A 16647-nucleotide genomic window follows, 5' to 3' on the forward strand; every position below is an offset into this window, starting at 1 on the left:
CGGTCGGCGTCAGGCGAGTGAGCTCGCGGGCGCGGCCGGCGCCAGCTCGACGACCAGCTCGTCCACCAAGCGTCGGCAACCCTCGGCGACAACCGGGGTCACACCGACCCCGGCGTCGAAGGTGGCGCCTTCCACACCCAGCACGACGAGCCTCGACGGCAGCCGATCGAGGGTGCTCCCCATCGCGATCGCCTCCGGCACGCCCATCAGGTGACCGCCGCCGAGCTGGACGTCGCGCGCCCACGCCTGCTGGGCAGCCTCGACGTGGTCGATCTCGAAGCGGTGGATCGTGCCGGCGGCAGCACCAGAGCGCACCGCGTCGACCAGGTAGGTCTGGTCGCGGAACGCCTGTAACAGCCGTACCGGTTCGCCGTCGAGCTCCACCAGCGTCACCGGGCACACCTCGCCCAACCGCCGGCGCAACAGCTCCACCACGAGTGGGCCGACACCGTCGTCACGCCTGTACGGCGTGCCGACGCCGATCACCACGATGCCTTGCGACACCGGTCCACTCATTCCCCCTCCCCTCCTCGTAGGTCACTTCTCCGGTCGATCCGGATGTCGAGCGCGTGCGTCGCGCACGAGATGCACGGATCGAAGTTGCGCACCGCCTGCCCGCAGAGACGCTCCAGCTCGGCGTCGTCGAGGTGCAGGTGCTCCTCGACCAGGTGGTGGAGGTCGTGCTCGATCGCCGGCTGGTGCTGGGACGTCGGCGGCACGATGCGCGCAGACAGGATCGTGCCCTCCGGGTCGAGCTCGTAGCGATGCCAGAGCAGCCCCCGCGGAGCCTCGCTCCACCCGCACCCGACGCCGGCCCGCGGCGCCACCTCGACGGCGGCAGCTTCGGGCTGCTCGTACCCGGCGCACACGTCGAGGGCCGTCTCGCACGCATGCACGACCTCGATCGAGCGGGTGACGATCGTGCGGAACGGATTCCGGTCGCCCGGTTGGGCGCCGACCTCGGCCGCCACCGCGCGCGCACGCGGCGAGAGGTGGTCGTGGTTGAGGGCGAAGCGGGCCATCGGGCCGACCACGTAGTCGCCGCCGGCCAGCATCTGGCCGTGCAGCGCGGTGGAGTGGGGCGCCTGATGTTCGGCGAAGTGCGCCTCGTACTCGTCGGGGCCGATGTCGAGAGCCGGCACCGGGCCGCCAGTGGACACGACACGGTCGCCGAGCATCGGGTACTCGACCGGGTGGCGGAGAGCGACGAGCGCGAACTCGTCGGGAAGCTCGTGGTCGGGCATCGGCAGCGAGGCCACCCAGCGCACGATGTCTTCCGCGTCGTCGAGCGCGATCCTCAGCCGCTCGCCGAGTGCCCGCATGCCCGCTTTCGACGGCGCCTTGTAGAACCCGCCGAGGCGCACGTTCACCGGGTGCACGGCGCGGCCGCCGATCACCTCCACCAGGTCGTTGCCGAGCTGCTTCAGCGCGAGGCCCCTTTCCACCTCGGGCCGGTGGTCGGCGGCCATCGCGATGGCGCTCTCGTAACCGAGGAAGTCCGGCGCGTGCAACAGGTGCACGTGCAGGGTGTGGCTCTCGATCCACTCGCCGCAGTACAGCGCGCTGCGCAGCGCGCGAAGTGGCGCGGGCAGCGACACGCCGCACAGTGACTCGATCGCCTGCACGGCGCTCATCTGGTATGCGACCGGGCAGATCCCACAGATGCGCGCGGTGATGTCGGGCGGCTCGGTGTAGGCGCGGCCGCGCAGGAAGCCTTCGAAGAAGCGGGGCGGCTCGAAGATGTCGAGGCGCACCTCGTGCACCTCGCCGCCGACGATCCGCACGTCGATGCCGCCCTCGCCTTCTACGCGGGCGAGCTGGCCGACGGCCAGGCGGCGCTGGGAGTGGCTCACGGTGACACCTCCTCCCGGTCGACCGAGGCGAACTGGGGAGCGTTCACGTTGAAGCTCGCCAACGCGCGCCGCGCGCCGTCGCTGGGCATCCCGGTCAGCTCGAACCAGCGGAGCAGCCCGTCGACGTTCGCCTGCTCGCTCGGGCCGAAGCAGCCGTAGCAGCCGCGCCGGAACGCCGGGCAGAGTGCGCCGCATCCGGCATGGGTGACCGGGCCGAGGCACGGTGTGCCGTGGGCGACGAGCACGCAGTTGTTGCCGACCGCCTTGCACTCGACGCACACCGAGTGCGAGCTGACCGGCAGGCGACGCCCGGCGAGCAGTGCCGACAGCGCCGCGAGCAGTTGGTGCTTGGAGATCGGGCAGCCGCGCAGCTCGAAGTCGACCTTCACATGGTCGGCGATCGGCGTCGAGGTGGCGAGCGTCTCGATCCACTCCGCGCGCGGATACACGACGTGGAGATAGTCGTCGACGTCCGCCTGGTTGCGCAATGCCTGGATGCCGCCACTTGTTGCACATGCACCGATCGTGACGAGCAGGCCGGACCGGTTGCGGATGTCGCGGATGCGGTCGGCGTCGTGTGCGGTGGTGATCGAGCCCTCGACGAGGCTGATGTCGTAGTGCGTGCGCTCCTCGGAGGGGCCGGCCTCGAGGAACATCGCGATCTCCAGTGCCTCTGCAAGCTGCAGCAGCTCGTCCTCGCAGTCGAGCAAGGTGAGCTGGCAGCCGTCGCACGAGGCGAACTTCCAGACAGCTACCGACGGGCGGCTCATCTCTCCCTCACCTCTACGAGCGGCGCGGCACGGTCCCAGGTGACGATCGGGCCGTCGCGGCACACGAGCAGCTCGCCGAGCTGGCAGCGCCCGCAGTGGGCGATGCCGCAGTGCATGTTCCGCTCCAGCGAGACCTGAACGCGCTCCGCCGGTATGCCGCGGTCGACGAGCGCGCGAGCAGAGAAGCGCATCATCACCTCCGGGCCACATACGAGGGCGATCGACGCGGGCCAGTGCACGTGGGCGCGGTCGAGCAGCAGGGTCACCGGGCCGACGACGCCGGGCCAGCTGCGGTCGGCGGTGTCGACCGATGCATGCACCTCGGCGCCCCGCTCTCGCCACCCGCCGATCTCCGCGGCGAAGAGCAGTTGCTGCGCGTTACGCCCCCGATCAGCACGACCAGGGGCAGCCCGGCGTCGAGCGCGGCCAGCACCGCCGGCCGCAGCGGGGCCAGGCCGAGGCCGCCGCCCATCACCACCACCGATCCGTCGGCGGTCATGCCAGCCGCGGAGCTCGGCAGCTCCCACGCGGTGCCGAAGGGTCCCCGCACGCCGATCACCCCGCCCGCCTCGGTGCCCGCGAGCGAGGTCGTGGTCGCCCCGGCTGCTCGCACGGTGAGCTCCACCGGGTCGACGGAGCTGACCGAGATCGGAACCTCGCCGACCCCTGGTACCCAGGCCATCAGGAACTGCCCCATGCGCACGGGCATGAGCGGTGTACCGACGGGCTCCACACGCAGGGTGGCCGTCGCCGGCGCCGCGACCGTGCGCCGCACGACCCTGTACGGCAGGGGCAGCAGCGGCTCATGCATCGGTGCTCCCGTAGACGTCGAGCAACTGCAGGCGGGCGGCGGTGAGTCGCGCGGCCATCACCTGGGCGAGGCGACGCGTCAGCAGGTTGCCGACGACGGGCTCGCGGTCGAGCATCTCGCGCAGGTCCTCGGCCCGCACCGCGAGCGCCTCGACCTCTTCCACCGCCAGCACGTCGAAGTGCCAGCGATGTGGCGCGAACAGCCACGACCAGCCGATCACCTCACCCGCGTCGACCGTGTTGAGCACGGTCGTGCGGCCTCCGGGTCGGGCGGCCTCGACCATCGCCCGGCCGCGCACGAGAGCGAACATGTGCTCCGCGACGTGGCCCTCACGCGCGATCCACGTGCCGGCCGGGAAGCGCTCGATCTCGCTCATCGCGGCGAGCGCGTCGACCGCGTCGACGTGCAGGCCGGCGAAGAAGGGATGGGACTTGATCTGGTCGCGGATCATCGCCGGCCTCCTTCGACGTCGGCCGCCCCGGACGGCGCACGGCTCGGTGCCGGTTCGGCGAGGGCGCCAGCCTCGATCGTGATGTCGATCCCGACGGGGCACCAGGTGATGCAGCGCCCACACCCGACGCAGCCGCTCACCCCGAACTGGTCCCACCACGTGCCGAGCTTGTGGGTTAGCCACTGCCGGTAGCGCGAACGCGTTCCGGCGTGGACGACGCCCTCGCCGAGCTTGGAATGATCCGCCTGGAAGCACGACGCCCACTCGTGTGTGCGCACCACCTCGTGGGGAGCCACGCCCCCTCCGGGAGCGGTGTGGTCTGCATGGGAACCGCAGAAGCAGGTCGGGCAGACGAGGGTGCAGTTGCCACACGCCAGGCAGCGCTGGGCGACGTCGTCCCACCGGGGGTGCTCCAGCGCGGCCGCGAGCACGGTCGGCAGGTGGGCGTCCGGGAACGCGCGGCCCATCCGGCCGGCGGCCTCGGCGGCCCGGCGGTCGGTGTCGGCGACCTCCGCGGGCGACGACGGTTGCCCGCCGAGCGCGCCGAGCAGCGCGGCGCCGCGGTCTGTGCCGGCCACGGCGACGAAGCCTCGACCGCCGGCGAGCTCGGAGAAGCGGGCGTCGTAACCGTGCTCGGGACGCGGCCCGCCGCCGGCCGACACGCACGCGCAGGTGCCGCCCGGTTCGGCGCAGTCGACGGCGAGCACGAACAGCCCGTTGCGCCGGGCGGCGTAGCGGGGGTCGGGATGATCGGCGTCGAGGAAGACGAGGTCGAGCACGTGGATGGCCTGCAGCTCGCATGCGCGGGCACCGACGATGGCGAGCGGGCGCTCGTGCGCGCGCGGCGGCGCGACCGTCCAGCCCTCAGCGGTGAGCGTCGCCCGAAAGACCTCGTCCGAGGACGGGTAGAGGAACTGCTTCCACGAGTCGGCACCGGGTACCCAGGCGAAGGCGGCGTCGTCGTCACGGCGGACGAGGCGCGCCCGGCCGGGAGACTGCTCCAGCTGCCAACCCCGGGGCGCGTCCCAGGTGTCGTCGAGGTCGCGGTAGCGGACCGCGTCGTCTTCGACCACGGGTCCGAGCGCGCGGTAGCCCTCTGCACGTAGCCACCGCACGGCGTCTCCGACGGCGGCAGGACCAAGCGTCACTGCGACCCCCATGGACCCGATCATGCAGGAACGAGGGATCCCTGGGCAGGGGCGAAATCCCCCTCGCCGGCGGGTCGATGGGCGCCGGCCGCGACGAGTCCCCGCCGCGCCGAATCGAGCGCCCTCCCCGCGAAGTGCGATATCTCAAGACAGACGGGTGCTCTGACATATCGCACTTCGCGCGTCCCGAGCGGCCCTGACCCGGAAGTGCGATATCTCGAGACAGACGGGTGTCACCACATATCGCACTTCCGGCGACCGCACACGTGGCTCGCCGCCGGGGCGACGTCGGGTCAGGAGACGCGAGCGGCGCGCACGGCCTCGAGGAAGGCCTCGACCGCGCGCACCATGACCAGGCTGCGGCGGGTCACCAGCACGTCGAACGCGTGCTGTGCGTAGGGCACCTCGGCATAGGCCACGGTCGAGGTCGACAGTGCACGCAGGTCCTCCACGAACCGACGGGCCTCCTCGACCCAGACGAGGGTGTCCTGGCTCCCTTGGATGACGAAGAACGGCGGCGCGTCGATGCACACATGGGACAGCGGCGAGGCCGCGCTCCAGCCGTCCTCGTCGTCGAGGCGGGTGGTCTTCATCACGTACTTGTTCAGCATGCGCTCGTACTGGCCGAGGCGCAGACCGTAACGGTCGAGGAAGTCGTACACGCCGTAGACCGGCACGCAGGCCTGCACCGCGGTGTCGGCGTGCTCGAAGCCCGGCTGGAAGCGCGGGTTGTTGGCGGTGAGCCCGACGAGCGCCGCCAGGTGGCCTCCCGCCGAGCCGCCGGTGACGACGACGAACGAAGCGTCGCCGCCGTGCTCGGCGATGTGCTCACGCACCCAGGCGAGGGCGCGCTTCACGTCCACCAGGTGGTCAGGGAAGGTCGCCCGCGGCGACAGCCGGTAGTTGGGGGCGACGCACACCCACCCGTTCCGCGCGAGGTGGCGCATCAGCGGCTGGCCCTGCTGGTGCTTGTTGCCGATCATCCAACCTCCGCCGTGGATCTGCAGAAGCACGGGGCAGCCAGTGCGGCCGTCGGCGGGCTTCAGCACGTCGAGGCGGTGCCGCTTCTCGTCGCCGTACGCGATGTTCTCCACGATCTCGACCCCCGCCCGGCTCGGCACGAACGGGTTGACCAGGGAACGCAGCGGGATCGGCGCCGCGGCGACGGACGCCCGCCCGGTGCCGATGCCCACACCGGCGAGCGCGGCGTCGAACGCCGGCCCCGCGGCACGCTGACGGCGCGCGAGCACCACCAGCCCCACCCACGACAGCACCATCGCCACCAGCCCGACGATCCCCGCCGTGGCGTCGAGGGCACCCAGCGCGACGAGCAACGCCGTGACGCCCACCTGTAGCACCAGGTGGAACACGGCGAGGTCGCCGGTGAGCCAGGCGACCATGAACGTGAGCGGCATCAACGGATACGGGTGCCTGGGGCTCGTCAGCCCGAGCACCGTCGCCACGAGCGCCGCTATGCCGAGGATCGCGAGCAGCAATGCCATTGGTCCCTCCCGGGGGCCGATTCAGAGGACGTACGGTTATCACCCTAGGGAAGTGCATGGGGGATCTGCATGAGACGAATGTCAAGCCAGGACGCGGCCTTCCTCTACGCCGAGACGCCGACGTGGCACATGCACGTCGGCGCACTCTCCGTGGTCGATCCCTCGGCCGGCGACGGCAAGTTCTCCTTCGAGCTGCTGCGTGAGCTCACCATCGAGCGCTTGCCGTCGATCCCCCAGTTCCGCTGGAAGCTCGTCGACGTGCCGCTCGGCATCGACCGCCCGGGCTGGATCGAGGCCGGCGACATCGACCCCGAATACCACATCCGCCGGGCCACCGTTCCCCCGCCGGGCGACGAGGCCGCGTTCGACCAACTCGTCGCGGACATCTTGTCGACCAAGCTCGACCGCAGCCGGCCGCTCTGGGAGATCCACGTCATCGACGGCCTGGCCAGCGGCATGGCCGGGGTGGTCACGAAGATGCACCACTCCCTCATCGACGGGGTGTCCGGGTCGGGCTTGACAGAGGTGCTGCTCGACATGGACGCCGTGCCCCGCCCGGCACCGGAGGTCGAGCTCGACCTGATCAGCGCGGAGGTGCCGAACCAGACGGCGCTCTTCGCCGAAGGACTCGTGCGCACCACGCTCGCCACGCCGGTGCGCATCGCCCGCTTCTCGGCACAGACGATCCGCCAGATGGTCGGTGCTGTCGAGCGGTTGCGACAGGGCGCGCGGCCGGCGCTGCCCTACTCGGCGCCGGCCACCCCGCTGAACGGCGAGTTCACCGCGCGGCGCCAGCTCGGGCGGGTGACGGTGTCGATGCAGACCATCCAGCAGGTGAAGCGGGCGCTCGGCGAACGCCTCGACGGCGTCAAGATGAACGACGTGGTGCTCGGCATCGTCGCCGGCTCGCTGCGTGAGTACCTGGCAGCGGCCGATGCGCTGCCCGACGTCCCGCTCGTCGTGCAGGTGCCGGTGTCGTTGCGGGTGAAGGGCGATCTCGACGTCGGCTCCAAGGTGGGCTCGATGTTCGCGCACCTGCCGACGCACCTCGACGACCCCATCGAGCGGGTGGAAGCGATCGTCGAGAGCACCCGTGCCGGCAAGGAGATGCAGAAGATGTTCGCCGAGCACCGACAGATGGGCGTCACCGAGACGATGAGCCCCGGCATGCTCGGGTTCGTCGCCCACCTGTTCACCTCACTGCACATGGAGCGCACGCCGGCCTCGGTCAACCTGGTCGTCTCCAACGTGCCCGGCCCGCCGATCCCGCTCTACATGGCCGGAGCGGCGCTGGTCGGGATGTTCCCCCTGGGGCCGCTGCTGCTCGGGATGGGCCTCAACATCAGCGTGTTCAGCCATGGCGACCAGGTGGACATCGGCTGCCTCACCTGCCCCGACCTCGTCCAGGAGCCGGACCGCATCGCGCAAGGGATGACTACCGCTCTCGACGAGCTCGCGCTGGCCCTCGGAATCGAACCCGGCTAGGCGCTCAGGTGGACCAGTCCCACCTGGCGAGCTGAGCGACGCCTTCGTCGCCGGGCACCACCGCGAGGATCCCCTCGGCGCCGGCGGCGACGTCCGGGCACGCCGGGTCGAGCTCGCCGTCGGCGGGCGCCAGCAGCACCGCCTGGTCGAGGCCCTCTGCATCGAGGCGGGCCACCACCCGGTTGCCGTCGTCACGCTCGAACGCGACGACGACGCTGCCGCCGATCACCGAGACGAGCGCATACGGCTCCTGCGCACCGGGCTCCGGGCCGGCAGGCGGGGTGACGAGCCACGTCAGGCCGCTGGCGGCCTGAATCCGCACCACGTCCCCTTCCACCGCGGCCGTGATCTCGTCGCCCGCGGGCGCGAGCGGCACCCCGAGTGCTTCGGCGGCAGTCGCCGCGCAGTTGCCCGCGTCGGCGGGAACGGCGCCGAGCAGCTCGTCGTAGTCCTCTTCGAAGACGGCGAGCACGGCGAGGTCGACCTCGGCGGGACCCTCCTCGCCCGGCACGAGCAGGCCGGGCTGCGTCGAGGTCGGGGCGGTGTCGGCATCACCGGCGTCGTCGCCCCCGCAGGCCGGCAGGGCGGCCAGCGCGGCGGTTCCGGCGAACACGAGGCACGAGCGGGTGAAAGTAAGGCTTGGCATGGCGGCCAACAGTCAACCACCGGCGGGGCCCCTCACACCGGGCGGTACGTAGACGAGAGCCGCGGCTGGCCTCCCGCGTCGACGGCGACCAGGCCGTCGTCGACGAGCTTGACCAGGTGCGCGAGCACGCTGCGCGCCGCCGGGCGGTGCAGCGCGGGCACGACGTCGGCGTACAGCGACTCGACCATCGGCCGGACGCGTCCGGCACCGCCCTGCACGGCTTCGAGCACCTGCCTCTCGCGTTCGAGACGGTGCGCGAGGTAGGCGGCGAGGAACGGCGCCGGATCGGTGACCGCGTTGCCGTGGGTGGGCCGCAGCACGGCGTCGCTGCGGCCCTGCACCTTGCGCAGCGACTCGACGTAGGCGCGCATGTCGCCGTCGGGGGGCGACACGACGGTGGTGCTCCAGCCCATCACGTGGTCGCCGGTGAACAGAGTCGACTCTTCGGCGAGCGCCACGCAGAGGTGGTTCGAAGTGTGCCCAGGGGTGTGGACCGCCGACAGGGTCCAGCCCGCACCGCTCGCGACCAGGTCGCCGTCGGCGACGACGACGTCGGGGACGAACGACGCGTCGACGGACTCGCGCGGCTCCTCCGTCGCGGCCTCGCCGCCTGCTGGGGCCTCGTCGGCTGGCTCGGGCCAGTCGCTCCACTCGGCCGGATCGTCGTCAGCCAGCGCGCCGTGCGGGCCGAAGGCGATCGTCGGCGCACCTGTCTCGTCGCGCAGCCACGCGGCGAGCGGCGAGTGGTCGGAATGGCAGTGGGTGACGACGATCGCCACGACGCGCTCGCCCGCGAGCGCCGCCGCGAGCGCGTCGCGATGGGTGTCGAGCAGCGGCCCGGGATCGATCACCGCCACCTCACCGCGACCGACCACGTAGGTGCCGGTGCCGCAGTACGTGTACTTGGACGGATTCCGCGCGATGACCCGACGCACGAGCGGGCTCACCCCGACCTCCTCGCCGTAGCGGGGGTCGTCGAGCGGCGCGACGAACGGGATCGCGGACGCGCTCACAGCAGCGAGAGCACCTCGCCGACGACGGCGCCATGGCCTCGCACGAATGAGTGACGGCCGCTTGCCGCCACCCCCGAAACGTCTATCCCGAGCCTGTCGAGCGCGGAGAACAGCACCGGCGCGAACGGCCGCGGCGCACCGTCGGCCACCTTCAGCGCCACCGTGCGCCCGTCGGGCAGACCCGCCACGCAAACACCCTCGGCGCCGTCCTTCGCGATCAGCCCGGAGATCCCCGACATGAGCAAGGAGACAGGGCGCGCCGGGCCGCCGACCATGTCGGGATGGTTGCGCATCGCGTCGGCGACGCGCAGCCCGCCGGGGCCGGCGGCGCCGGTCGTGATCGAGCGCAGCATCCGCGCCGTGCCGACGAGGGTGATCACCGGCGCGGGTGAGCCGCAACCGTCGACACCGACGTGCGCCGGCTCCTCACCGGCCGTCGACGCGAACGCCGCGAGGATGCGCTGCTGGAGGGGGTGCTCGGAATCGAGGTACGAGGCGTCCGCCGGCCAGCCGTTGATCACCGAGGTCACCAGCATGCCGGCGTGCTTTCCTGAACACGTCTGCGCCAGCCGCGACGCGCCTTCGCCGCGCATCAACGCCTTGCGCGCAGTCGCCGCGTCGAACGGCAGGTCGGCGGTGTTGGCGAGTGAACCCTCGTCGAGGCCGGCGACGGCGAGGATGCGCCGCACCCCGGCGAGGTGCTCGGCCGCCCCGTCGTGGCTGGCGCACACCAGGGCGAGCAGCTCGGGGGTCAGGTCGAGGCCGGCGTCCACCATCACGGCCGCCTGTAGCGGCTTGATCGTTGAGCGCGGGTAGATCTCGACCGAGGGGTCGCCGACCGCGAACGCCACAGAGCCGTCAGCGTCCAGGGCCACGAGGGCGCCGTGGTGGAGGGATTCGTCGTGTCCGTTGCGCGTCGTAACCGCGAGCGGCGCGTACTGATCGGTGCGCGTCATCGGTCAGCCTCTGGAGGTGGTGCTCGCCGGGCGCCGAGCCAGCGTCGAGTTCGGCGCCGTTGCACTTCGGTCAGGCGGTCGGTGATCACGTCGTGGCGCATCCCGCCGGCCGAGGCCAGCGCGGAGCCCATCGCCGCTGCCGGCAGGGCGAGGACGGCGCCCACCGGACCGAGCACGGCCGCGCCGGCGATGGCCGACCCGAATGCCACCGCGGGGTGCAGCTCCATCGTGCGCGCCGTGATGCGCGGCGCGAACAGGTAGTTCTCCATCTGCTGGTAGACGACGACCACCACGACGACGAGCAACGCCCGGAAGGGCGAGTCGATGAACGTCAGCAGCGCCGGCAGGATGCCGGCCAGATACGTGCCGACGACGGGGAGGAACTGGGACACGATCCCCACCCACAGGGCGAGAGCTACCGGTGCGGGCGTGCCGAGCGCCTGGAACGCGATCCAGTGGAAGAACGCCGACAGCAAGGCGAGCAGGGCGCGGGAGAACAGATACCCACCGGTCTTCGTGATCGCGAGGTCCCACGTGTCGAGCACGCGCCGTTGTCGATCGGGCGGCAGGCGTGAGCAGATCGCTCTTCGTAGACGTGGTCCGTCGGCGACCAGGTAGAACGTGAACAGCAGCACGGAGAACGCCTGGAGCAGCCCGCCCAGCGCAGCGACGGAGAGCTGCAGCGCCTCGTCCTGCTGGCTCTTGATGAACTGCTGCACCGGGCCGTCTGGATCCTGGATCGCTTCGTTCACTTCGGCGGGGTCGATGTTCGCGTTGAAGGTGTCGTTCAAGAAGTCGACGGTGCGATTGACGTAGCGCTCCGAGTTCTGCAGCAGGTCGGCGGTCTGGGTGGCGACGAGTGTGCCGATGGCGCCGACGAAGACGGCCGTGGCGGCGAAGAAGGCGAGCAGGATCACTGCCGTGGCGCGGCCGCGCCTCCAGCCACGCCGTGCCAGCCGGTCGACCCCAGGCTCGATCGCGAGCGACAAGAACAGCGCCACGAGCAGCAGCACGAACAACGTGTGCAGCCGCGAGAAGACATGACGCCCGGCGAGGGTGACCAGGTACCCGATCCAGAACAGCACCACCGCGCGCCACACCCAGCGTGGCATTCGCTCGTCCCGGGTGGCCGGGAGCGGCTCCTCCGGCAGGTCGGCCATCGCCGGCGAGCGTACCGGTCAGGTGCCGGGCACTGCCCGGACCTCTGCCAGCTCGGCCGCCTGGCGAGGGCGGTGCCTGCTGTGCCCGGTCCTCGCCGCGCCGTAGCGGCGAGCCTCGCCGACGAAGCCGTCGTAGAGGGCTTGCTGGTGCGCGTCGACGGTGGCGGTGTCCTCCGGATGCCACTGGACACCGACCAGCCACTGGTCGTCGCCGTCGTGCTCGAGCCCTTCGATCAAGCCATCGGGTGAGCGCGATACGACGGTGAGCGTCTCGCCGAGGTCGTCGATGCCCTGGTGGTGGAACGACGCCACCCGGGCCTCGGTAGCGCCCATCGCAGCCGCGAGCCGGCTGCCGGGGTCGATGTCGACGTGGTGGAGCACGTGGTCGTGGCCGAGGGGGAACTTCGGTGGGGCGTGCTCGATGACGTCGGGCAGGTCGGCGATGTGCTGGATCAGCGTGCCCCCGAGGGCCACGTTCACCACCTGGATGCCACGGCACACGGCAAGCGTGGGCAGGCGTAGCTCGATCGCCGCATACACGAGCGCCATCTCGAAGTGGTCCTGCTCGGGCACCACCCCGTACACGTGGGGGGCGCGGTGCTCACCGTACAGAGAGGGGTCGACGTCGCTGCCGCCCATCAGCACCAGCCCGTCGAAGCGCGACAGCAGGTGGACGGCCTCGTCGTGGCGCACCTCGCGAGGACTGAGCGTGAGCGGTTCACCGCCGGAACGCATCACCGCGTCGAGGTAGACCCGCCCGGCGAACGAGATCGCGCTGCGGGAGACGCGGCCGGGCGCGGCGATGCGACCTGCTACGGCGACGAGGGGAACCTCGGCGTCCGCGACGTCACGGCGACGACGATCGGGCACCGCACCATTCTGACTCCTGAGCGCGGAATCGGCCATGATGGATGGTCAGAGCCGCACAGCGCGGCCAACGGGGGAGGGCCTGTGGAAGACGTAGTCGTCGGTTTACTGGCGATCGTGGCCGGCGTGGTGTTCTGCTTCCGCGGCTACCTCACCATGCGCGTGGTGGTGCCGATCTGGGGAGCCCTCGCCGGCTTCATGTTCGGCGCCGGCCTGGTGTCCTCGTTCGGTAGCGACGGGTTCCTGCGCAGCGTGCTCGGGTGGATCGTCGGGGTGGTGGTCGCCGTCGTCTTCGCTCTGCTCGCCTACACCTACTACGAGGTGTCGGTGCTCATCGCCATGGCGGCGATCGGCTTCGCCCTCGGTACGACCGTGATGGTCGCCATCGGCGTGAGCTGGACTTGGCTGATCGTGCTCGCCGGCCTCGCCGCGGGCACGCTCCTCGCGCTGTTCGCAATCGTCGCCGACATGCCGATGGTGCTGCTGACGGTGCTCACCGCGCTCGCCGGAGCCAGCGCGATTGTCTTCGGGGTGATGCTCTTGACCGGGGTCGTCGAGACTGCCGACTTCGAGTCCGTGATCGCGACCAAGGCGATCAACGACGACTGGTGGTGGTACCTGATCTACGGCGCGCTCGCCCTCGCCGGTGTCGTCACCCAGATGCGCTCCCTGCAGACGCTGCGTCAATCGTTGCGTGACTCATGGGCCGAAGCCGGTGGCCACTCGCTGCGTTCCGACTCGGCGTCGCCGCGGCCTGCATGACCATTCCCGCCAACGATCCCAGCCTCTCGCTCGGGGAGGGACTGATCGAGCTCGGGCGCAGGCCGCGGCTCTTCGCGACCCCTGCCGACGAGCCCCGCGCTCGTCGCGCGTCAGACGTCAGCCTGTTGATCGTCGGTGTGGTCGGTCTCATCTCGCTGAGCCTGGCCGCCATCCCGCTGCCGGGCATCGTCCGAGCGCTGGCAGCCCTGCTCGAGGAGATCCCGAGCTTCTTCGACGGTGTCTGGCAGGTCACTCTCGACGTGCTGGCCGTGCTCGCAGTGGTGCTCGTCGTGCTGTCCGGCGTCCGCCGCCGGATGACGATCATGCGTGACCTCGTCCTCGCGGGCCTGCTCGCCCTCGGAATCGGCGCCGTCCTCGCGCGGATCGTCACGGGCGGGTGGGTCGACCTGTGGGACGCCTTGCGCAGCGCGGGCCCGCCGCCGTGGTATCCCTCGCTGCGGGCCGCCGTCCCTTCGGCGATCGTCATCACCGCCTCGCCCCACCTGGTGCTCCCGTTGCGACGCGTCGGGCGCTGGCTCGTCGGGTTCGGCGCGCTTTCGGTAGCCATGCTCGGCGCGGCCACCCCGATCGGTGCCGCTTCCGGGCTGCTCGTCGCGTTCGTCGCCGCCGCCGTGGTGCACCTGGTGTTCGGTTCGAGCGGCGGGCGGCCGGGCCTGATCGAAGTGCGGCGCGCGCTCGACGAGCTCGGCGTCCCGACGACCGGACTCGGCGCCGCAGATCGCCAGTCGGCAGGAGCATTCGACGTCGACGCCAGCGGAGCCGACGGCGAACCGCTGACGGTGCGGTGGTACGGGCGCGACGCCCACGACGCGGCGCTGCTGTCCACGCTGTGGCGGACCGTCTGGTACCGCGACGCGCGGGCACCGATCCGGTTGGGTCGCCGCCAACAGGTCGAGCACGAGGCGTTCATGACGCTTCTCGCCGCGCACCACGGCATCGCCACCGACTCCGTGGTGACCGCCGGTGTCACGTCGACCGACGACGCGCTGCTGGTGTTGCACCGTCGAGGGCCGCTGCTCGCCGACGCCAAGGTGATGGACGTCGACGAGGCGCGCTCGCTCTGGCGGGCGATCGCCAAGCTGCACCGGGCGAACATCACGCACGGCCAGATCGACGCGAGGAGCCTGGCGAGGGCCGACGGCGAGATCCGCATCGTCGGCCTGTCCGCGGCCGGCGTCGGGCCGACCACCGCGCAGGTGCTGACGGATCGCGCCCAGACGCTCACCACGACGGTCTTGGCGCTCGGCACCGACGCTGCGCTGAACGTCGCGGTCGACGAGCTGGGCCGAGAAGCGCTCGCCGAAGTCCTGCCGTACGTGCAATCACCGGCTCTCACGCGTGAGCAACGGCGGGAGCTGCGCACGGCCGGCATCGACTTGGACGAGCTCCGCTCCCAGGCATCGCAGCTGACCGGACACGAAGCGCCGCAGATCCAGCGCCTGCACAGGATCACGCTCGGCTCCCTGCTGCGCGTGCTGCTGCCCGCCGTCGCGCTGATCGCCCTCATCAGCGGCATCGCCGGACTCGATCTCGACGGCTTCTGGGACATGTTGCGCGACGCGAAGTACTGGCTCATCGCCGCCGGTTTCGTCGCGACGCAGATCCCCCGGCTCGCTCAGGCGATGTCCACGCTCGGAGCGTCTCCGGTGCCCCTCGCTCTCGGGCCGGTCTACGCGCTGCAGCTCGCGACGTCCTACATCAACCTCGCGATCCCCTCCACGGCCGCGCGGGTGGCCTTGAACATCCGCTTCTTCCAGCGCCAAGGCGTCGCTCCCGGCGCGGCCGTGGCTGCAGGAGCACTCGACGGGTTCAGCGGCTTGATCGTCCAGGCCGGCCTGCTGCTCGGCCTGCTCATTCTCACCCCGGCCAGCCTCGACCTGCAGGTAGGAGCGAGCTCGGGCGGCGTGAGCGGGATCGTCGTGCTGATCGCGGTGCTCGCGGTGGTCGCCGTCGGGGTGGTGCTCGTCGTCCCGAAGCTCCGGCGGTTCGTGGTCGGCTGGGTCAAGCGCCTCGCGACCGAGGCGCTCCACACAGTTCGCGGGCTGCGGTCCTGGCGCAGGCTGTCGATGCTCTTCGGAGGCAACCTGGCCACCGAGCTGCTGTTCGCCAACGCGCTCGGCATCTTCACCCGGGCCCTCGGCTACCAGGTCGGCTTCGACGAGCTGCTGCTCATCAACATCAGCGTGGCGCTGCTCTCGGGGCTGCTGCCCATCCCGGGAGGGATCGGTGTGGCCGAAGGTGGGCTGACGTTCGGGCTGGTGCGCGCCGGCATGCCCGAAGAGGTGGCCTTCGCCGCAGTGATGCTCTACCGCATGTCCTCGTTCTACCTGCCGCCGATCTGGGGCTTCTTCGCCATGCGCTGGCTCGAGAAGCGAAGGTACCTCTGAGCCCCGATCTGGCAGAATGTCGGCCATGATCGTCAGCACCCGCCGCCTCGGCGCGGCAACCGCGACCATTGCTCTCCTCCTAGCTGCCGGCTGCGGTGGCGACGACGACTCCGCTTCGGGAGACGGGCTCGACCTCGACGACACGACGCTGCTGTCCACTGCCGTCGAGGGCCAGACGCTCGTCGAAGGCACCAACGTGAGCCTCTCGTTCGAGGACGACAACCTGGCGGTCGTCGCCGGATGCAACACGATGGTCGGCGGGTACGAGATCGACGGCGAGCTGCTCGTCGCCGAGCAGCTCGCGTCGACCCAGATGTTGTGCGACGAAGCGCTGAGCGCCCAGGACGCGTGGCTGCAGGAGCTCTTCACCTCTCGGCCGACGATCGCGGCGGTCGGCGACGACGTGGTGGTGACGGGCGAGACCACGACGATCACCTTCGGTAGCCGCGAGAGGATCGCCACCGCGCATTCGCTCGACGGCGGTACCTGGGCGATGGAGTCCCTCGACGGCCAGGGCGGCCCCCTCAGCGCCCCGGAGGGCGCATACGTCACGATCACCTCGGACAGCATCTTCGTCTCGACCGGCTGCAACAGGGGCAGCGGCACGCTCGAAGTCGGCGACGGCGTGGTCACCATCGGTGCGATCGCGTCGACGATGATGGCGTGCGAAGGCGAGCTGCAGGCATGGGAGGCGGCTGTGTTCGGGCTGCTCCAGGGCGAGCTTTCTTACGAGGTCGACGACGACGAGCTGACGCTCACCAACGACGCGACCACCCTGACGCTCGAGGCCATTCCCGCGGACTGAGCCGGAAGCC

Annotated in this window: 15 protein-coding genes and 1 pseudogene; 4 read left to right on the forward strand and 12 right to left on the reverse strand. The window is 71.0% G+C overall.

Features of this window, described 5'->3' with window-relative positions; translation table 11 throughout:
* Positions 1-9: 9 nt before the first annotated feature.
* The 7 genes and pseudogenes from IPM43_06835 to IPM43_06865 form a co-directional block, all read right to left on the reverse strand.
* A complete protein-coding gene (locus tag IPM43_06835; protein QQS26061.1) occupies positions 10-516 on the reverse strand; it encodes a hydrogenase maturation protease in 507 nt (168 codons plus the stop codon).
* Complete coding sequence (locus IPM43_06840; GenBank protein ID QQS26062.1) at positions 513-1853, reverse strand: Ni/Fe hydrogenase subunit alpha; 1341 nt, start codon at positions 1851-1853, stop codon at positions 513-515. The genes IPM43_06835 and IPM43_06840 overlap by 4 nt, the downstream gene beginning before the upstream one ends.
* Positions 1850-2623 (reverse strand): oxidoreductase, encoded by a 774-nt coding sequence (locus IPM43_06845; GenBank protein ID QQS26063.1) that lies wholly within the window; start codon positions 2621-2623, stop codon positions 1850-1852. Before IPM43_06845 ends, IPM43_06840 begins: the two co-directional genes overlap by 4 nt.
* A pseudogene (locus IPM43_06850) lies at positions 2620-3434 on the reverse strand (FAD/NAD(P)-binding protein). The gene IPM43_06845 and the pseudogene IPM43_06850 overlap by 4 nt, the downstream one beginning before the upstream one ends.
* Positions 3427-3885: a cyclic nucleotide-binding domain-containing protein gene (locus IPM43_06855; protein QQS26064.1), complete on the reverse strand. Its 459-nt coding sequence runs from the start codon at positions 3883-3885 to the stop codon at positions 3427-3429. The pseudogene IPM43_06850 and the gene IPM43_06855 overlap by 8 nt, the downstream one beginning before the upstream one ends.
* Positions 3882-5045: a 4Fe-4S dicluster domain-containing protein gene (locus tag IPM43_06860; GenBank protein QQS26065.1), complete on the reverse strand. Its 1164-nt coding sequence runs from the start codon at positions 5043-5045 to the stop codon at positions 3882-3884. Before IPM43_06860 ends, IPM43_06855 begins: the two co-directional genes overlap by 4 nt.
* A 281-nt stretch (positions 5046-5326) precedes the next feature.
* Positions 5327-6535, reverse strand: coding sequence for an alpha/beta hydrolase (locus IPM43_06865; protein ID QQS26066.1), 1209 nt, complete (start codon positions 6533-6535; stop codon positions 5327-5329).
* 78 nt (positions 6536-6613) lie between these two features.
* Here IPM43_06865 and IPM43_06870 point away from each other — a divergent pair, with 78 nt between their 5' ends.
* Positions 6614-8020 carry a wax ester/triacylglycerol synthase family O-acyltransferase gene (locus tag IPM43_06870; protein QQS26067.1) on the forward strand — a complete coding sequence of 469 codons (1407 nt, stop codon included), beginning with the start codon at positions 6614-6616 and terminating at the stop codon, positions 8018-8020.
* Between the two features lie 4 nt (positions 8021-8024).
* Here the strand turns inward: IPM43_06870 and IPM43_06875 are convergent, their stop codons facing one another.
* Genes IPM43_06875 through IPM43_06895 form a run of 5 tightly spaced genes read right to left on the reverse strand, consistent with a single transcriptional unit; the run spans position 8025 to position 12665 of the window.
* On the reverse strand, positions 8025-8666 hold the full coding sequence (locus IPM43_06875) for a hypothetical protein (protein QQS26068.1): 642 nt from the start codon (positions 8664-8666) through the stop codon (positions 8025-8027).
* A gap of 32 nt (positions 8667-8698) precedes the next feature.
* Entirely contained in the window at positions 8699-9664 is a 966-nt protein-coding gene (locus IPM43_06880) for an MBL fold metallo-hydrolase (protein ID QQS26362.1), read from the reverse strand.
* A gap of 11 nt (positions 9665-9675) precedes the next feature.
* Positions 9676-10635, reverse strand: coding sequence for an asparaginase (locus tag IPM43_06885; GenBank protein ID QQS26069.1), 960 nt, complete (start codon positions 10633-10635; stop codon positions 9676-9678).
* Positions 10632-11795 (reverse strand): AI-2E family transporter, encoded by a 1164-nt coding sequence (locus IPM43_06890; GenBank protein QQS26070.1) that lies wholly within the window; start codon positions 11793-11795, stop codon positions 10632-10634. The genes IPM43_06885 and IPM43_06890 overlap by 4 nt, the downstream gene beginning before the upstream one ends.
* A gap of 18 nt (positions 11796-11813) precedes the next feature.
* Positions 11814-12665, reverse strand: a complete 852-nt coding sequence (locus IPM43_06895) for a gamma-glutamyl-gamma-aminobutyrate hydrolase family protein (protein ID QQS26071.1) — start codon at positions 12663-12665, stop codon at positions 11814-11816.
* 81 nt (positions 12666-12746) lie between these two features.
* Here IPM43_06895 and IPM43_06900 point away from each other — a divergent pair, with 81 nt between their 5' ends.
* Genes IPM43_06900 through IPM43_06910 form a run of 3 tightly spaced genes read left to right on the forward strand, consistent with a single transcriptional unit; the run spans position 12747 to position 16637 of the window.
* Positions 12747-13424: a DUF4203 domain-containing protein gene (locus tag IPM43_06900; GenBank protein QQS26072.1), complete on the forward strand. Its 678-nt coding sequence runs from the start codon at positions 12747-12749 to the stop codon at positions 13422-13424.
* Positions 13421-15832 carry a flippase-like domain-containing protein gene (locus IPM43_06905; protein ID QQS26073.1) on the forward strand — a complete coding sequence of 804 codons (2412 nt, stop codon included), beginning with the start codon at positions 13421-13423 and terminating at the stop codon, positions 15830-15832. Before IPM43_06900 ends, IPM43_06905 begins: the two co-directional genes overlap by 4 nt.
* 25 nt (positions 15833-15857) lie before the next feature.
* Entirely contained in the window at positions 15858-16637 is a 780-nt protein-coding gene (locus IPM43_06910) for an META domain-containing protein (protein QQS26074.1), read from the forward strand.
* Positions 16638-16647: the final 10 nt, after the last annotated feature.

Source organism: Actinomycetota bacterium (assembly GCA_016700055.1).
Taxonomy (GTDB): domain Bacteria; phylum Actinomycetota; class Acidimicrobiia; order Acidimicrobiales; family Ilumatobacteraceae; genus Kalu-18.

Excerpts from the sequence above, each read along its gene's own strand:
- IPM43_06870 (QQS26067.1), top strand. The coding sequence starts at position 6,614 with ATGTCAAGCCAGGACGCGGCCTTCCTCTACGCCGAGACGCCGACGTGG.
- IPM43_06845 (QQS26063.1), bottom strand. The coding sequence starts at position 2,623 with ATGAGCCGCCCGTCGGTAGCTGTCTGGAAGTTCGCCTCGTGCGACGGC.
- IPM43_06875 (QQS26068.1), bottom strand. The coding sequence starts at position 8,666 with ATGCCAAGCCTTACTTTCACCCGCTCGTGCCTCGTGTTCGCCGGAACC.
- IPM43_06860 (QQS26065.1), bottom strand. The coding sequence starts at position 5,045 with ATGGGGGTCGCAGTGACGCTTGGTCCTGCCGCCGTCGGAGACGCCGTG.
- IPM43_06905 (QQS26073.1), top strand. The coding sequence starts at position 13,421 with ATGACCATTCCCGCCAACGATCCCAGCCTCTCGCTCGGGGAGGGACTG.
- IPM43_06885 (QQS26069.1), bottom strand. The coding sequence starts at position 10,635 with ATGACGCGCACCGATCAGTACGCGCCGCTCGCGGTTACGACGCGCAAC.
- IPM43_06855 (QQS26064.1), bottom strand. The coding sequence starts at position 3,885 with ATGATCCGCGACCAGATCAAGTCCCATCCCTTCTTCGCCGGCCTGCAC.
- IPM43_06865 (QQS26066.1), bottom strand. The coding sequence starts at position 6,535 with ATGGCATTGCTGCTCGCGATCCTCGGCATAGCGGCGCTCGTGGCGACG.
- IPM43_06910 (QQS26074.1), top strand. The coding sequence starts at position 15,858 with ATGATCGTCAGCACCCGCCGCCTCGGCGCGGCAACCGCGACCATTGCT.
- IPM43_06835 (QQS26061.1), bottom strand. The coding sequence starts at position 516 with ATGAGTGGACCGGTGTCGCAAGGCATCGTGGTGATCGGCGTCGGCACG.
- IPM43_06890 (QQS26070.1), bottom strand. The coding sequence starts at position 11,795 with ATGGCCGACCTGCCGGAGGAGCCGCTCCCGGCCACCCGGGACGAGCGA.